Source organism: Bacillus sp. JJ664 (genome assembly GCF_036962205.1).
Taxonomy (GTDB): Bacteria; Bacillota; Bacilli; order Bacillales; family Bacillaceae_G; genus Gottfriedia.
This window is the reverse complement of sequence record NZ_JBALMS010000213.1, coordinates 1,686-4,926: the sequence shown is the minus strand read 5'-3', so window position 1 is coordinate 4,926 and position 3,241 is coordinate 1,686. Positions and strand designations below refer to the sequence as shown.

The window sequence follows — 3,241 nt, the reverse complement described above, 5'->3', positions numbered from 1 at the left end:
AGCCTTGGTATAAATGGTTTATTTAATGGTTCTTTTTTATGAGCAAGATATAATAACTCTGCAATTTCTTTAGGCTCAAGTTCATCTAGGTCTGCTAATTCCTCGAAATCGATCCAACAAAGTTCATCATTTTCGGTTTGATCTAAAATAAATTGATTTATATAATCTTTTTCAACATAAAAAAAAGAAGAATTTAAATTATAATCCGACCATTGTACATCATGTTTTAATAAAAGCATATTTTGAAGTGGAAATGGCAGCCCTTGTACAAATTCTTTATAATTTATTCCAGAAGTAATAAAGCAATGATTATGTTTATCACCGTAAATATAGATAATCTCCTTTACCGAATCAATTCCTGCCAACGAAAATGCCACCTTTAATTTTTTTCTTTATCATATCATATTTTATTGGATAATTATCATTGAATATGAAAAAATAGATTCTTTTTACCTACAAAAATTACTAATATTTGTCATTTTTTTTAATATAGATGATTTTTTTCCTAGAGATTATACAGGAGGTCTACATAAATCTGTTGTTTTTGTTTGAATTGGTTCTTTTCTCACAGATTTAATACTCCAAACTCCATCGTCGTTTGAAAAATTGAACTTTACTAAAGTATACGGTGGATTTTGTTGTGGTTTGTAAGCGACCAATTGAATTGTTGCTCCAAAAACATAAGTACCATTATATTTCTTCTTGATATTCGTAATTGCTGCACAATTATATTTTTCTCCTGGTCCAAACATTTGGAACAACTCCTTATTAATTGTAGGAAATAAAATTGATAATACTGCATCTTCAAGAACTTCATTTTGAGCAGTCACTGCATATGTTGGTTTAGCATTTGACAATAGTAAGAAAACAAATAATATCATGATTTTTTTCTTCATGTACTGGCCTCCACTGCATAGGTTTTTGATTTACATACTATCTATTCTTTACAATTTTAAAAAGGTTATGTTACAACTTTCTAAATATAAAGGATGTTTGAACTCCTTCTTATGGAGATTGGTTAGTGTGCAGAGATGTAACAAAACTTTTATACATTATATAAACAAAAGTTTCTATTCCAAACTCTCTCGGTACCAACTCTTCTCTTTTTATTCTTAATTAGTTAATTTCAACAATTTATAAAAAAGCAGCCAAACAAAAAAAACTGCTTAGCTTACTAAACAGTTTTCTGGTCAAATCATTTTTATTTTTTTGTCTTCTCTTCTACATTTACTTCTTCATTTTTGAATTCTTCATTAGATTCGACTGCGCTCGACTCTACAGATTCTTCAACTTCTTCTACTACTTCAAATTCATCATCTTCAAGATTAATTTTTTCTACTTCAAAGTTATTTTCCTCAAGAATCATTTCTTCTTCAACAAGTTCATCCGTATTTTCATTCAGTAATTCTGTTGGCTCAACGATTGAATTTTGAGTTGGTTCAATGATTTCATTTTGATTAATAGTTTGTTCAGAAACAAAATCAAAACCAACTTTCTCGCTAGATTCATCGATAGTAAACTGACTGATTACTTGATCTAATTGACCAGCAAGTTCTGTTAATAGAACTGCACTTGATGCTACATCATCCATTGTTGCACTTTGTTCTTCTACTGAAGCTGCAGTTTGTTGGACACCAGCAACGCTTTCCTCTGTTACAGCTGCAACTTGTTCAATAAATTTCATTAATTCCATGCTACCGTCTTGCATTGTAAATAATGTAGTTGCAATTTCTTGAATTTCTAAGTTCATATTTTCTACTCGGCTATTAATACCATTAAACGTTTCACCAGTAGCTTCAATCGATTGTGTTCCTTTTTCAACTTCTTTAAATCCAGCATTTAGTGAAGTTGCCATAGTAGTCGCCTCTGTTTGGATAGATTGTACGATTGACGTAATATCCTGAACAGATAATTTAACACCTTCAGCTAATCTTCGAACTTCTTCTGCAACAACTGCAAATCCTCTGCCTGCTTCACCAGCTCTAGCAGCTTCAATTGAAGCATTTAAAGCTAATAAATTTGTTTGATCGGCAATATCACGAATAACTTTAATTACTTTTGAAATTGATTTTGCGTGAGAAACTAGCTGTTCAACGTTTTCCACTGAACCTTTTACTACATCATGAATGATTGTCATTTGTTGTAATGATTCATTCATTTGCTTATAACCAAGGCTAGTACTTTCTTGAACTTCATTTGAAGCTCCTTTTAAAGTTTCACCTGCTTGACCAGCAACAGACATTTTATCATTGAAATCGCTCATCATTTCAGCCATTTGATTTGAAGATTCAGCCTGAATTCCAGATCCAGTTGCTAATTCTTGCATTGTAGCTGCAATTTGTTGAGAACCTTTTTGAACATCTGAAGCTGATTGCGTTAATTCATTACTTCGATCGTTCATTTCAGTTGAAACATTATTCATTTGTTTAACAATACGTAATAGATTTTCTTTTACTTTATTCGTTGCAGTAGATAGTAAAGCAATTTCATCTTTACCCTCGAATACTTCATTTTCAACTGCTAGGTTACCTTCTGAAATTTCATTAATAGAATGTAACACCTTATTCATTTTTCCATTGATTAATCGATTAGCAACATATAAAGCAATACTTGAAAGTAGTGCACTTATTAGAACAGCTAACACTAAAACTGACTTAACAGTTTTGATTGCACCTTGAACTTTATCATCAACTTTGCTATTTTTCTTTTCTAAAATATTGATAATTTTACTAGAAATCCCATCAATATATTTTTGAGTACCGTATGCTTGTTGAACAAGTAACTTTACATATGAATCGTCACGATCCGTAGCAGCAGGTACGATTTTCTTCTCTAAAATATCATTCATTAATGTATTGTATTCTACAACATCCCCAATTGATTTTTTGATTTCTTTATCATCAATTGTTTTAGTTGCTATCTTAATTGATTTTAAAAACGCTGCATCAATTTCACGATAGCTGTCTAGTGATGCTTGATCCTTAAATGTAGCATATGCAGATAACGCTACATACTTTTTATAAAAGGTTGATGATAATTTTTCAGCCATTAATGCCTGCTGATTAATTTTATTTGCATTTTTATATTCCGTATGTATTGAGTTTAATAACCCAAATGTTAATGCTGATGAGACAACAAATACAGAAATTGTACCGATTGTTACAATTCCATATTTCCCGCTTATTCGAATATTTTTAAAACGAATCATTACTGAAAACCCCTTTATTATATATTTAATTTT

Annotated in this window: 2 protein-coding genes and 1 pseudogene; all 3 read right to left on the bottom strand. The window is 30.6% G+C overall.

The window, feature by feature from the left end; translation table 11 throughout:
* A pseudogene (locus tag V7056_RS20340) lies at window positions 1-365 on the bottom strand (oxalate:formate antiporter); the annotation flags it as partial.
* Window positions 366-512: 147 nt separating this feature from the next.
* Window positions 513-896 carry a DUF3888 domain-containing protein gene (locus V7056_RS20335; RefSeq protein WP_499704202.1) on the bottom strand — a complete coding sequence of 128 codons (384 nt, stop codon included), beginning with the start codon at window positions 894-896 and terminating at the stop codon, window positions 513-515.
* Between the two features lie 305 nt (window positions 897-1,201).
* Complete coding sequence (locus tag V7056_RS20330) at window positions 1,202-2,137, bottom strand: methyl-accepting chemotaxis protein (protein WP_499704204.1); 936 nt, start codon at window positions 2,135-2,137, stop codon at window positions 1,202-1,204.
* Window positions 2,138-3,241: the final 1,104 nt, after the last annotated feature.

What these genes read in the sequence shown, in the direction of transcription:
- V7056_RS20335 (WP_499704202.1), bottom strand. Translation starts at nt 896, where the DNA reads ATGAAGAAAAAAATCATGATATTATTTGTTTTCTTACTATTGTCAAAT.
- V7056_RS20330 (WP_499704204.1), bottom strand. Translation starts at nt 2,137, where the DNA reads ATGACAATCATTCATGATGTAGTAAAAGGTTCAGTGGAAAACGTTGAA.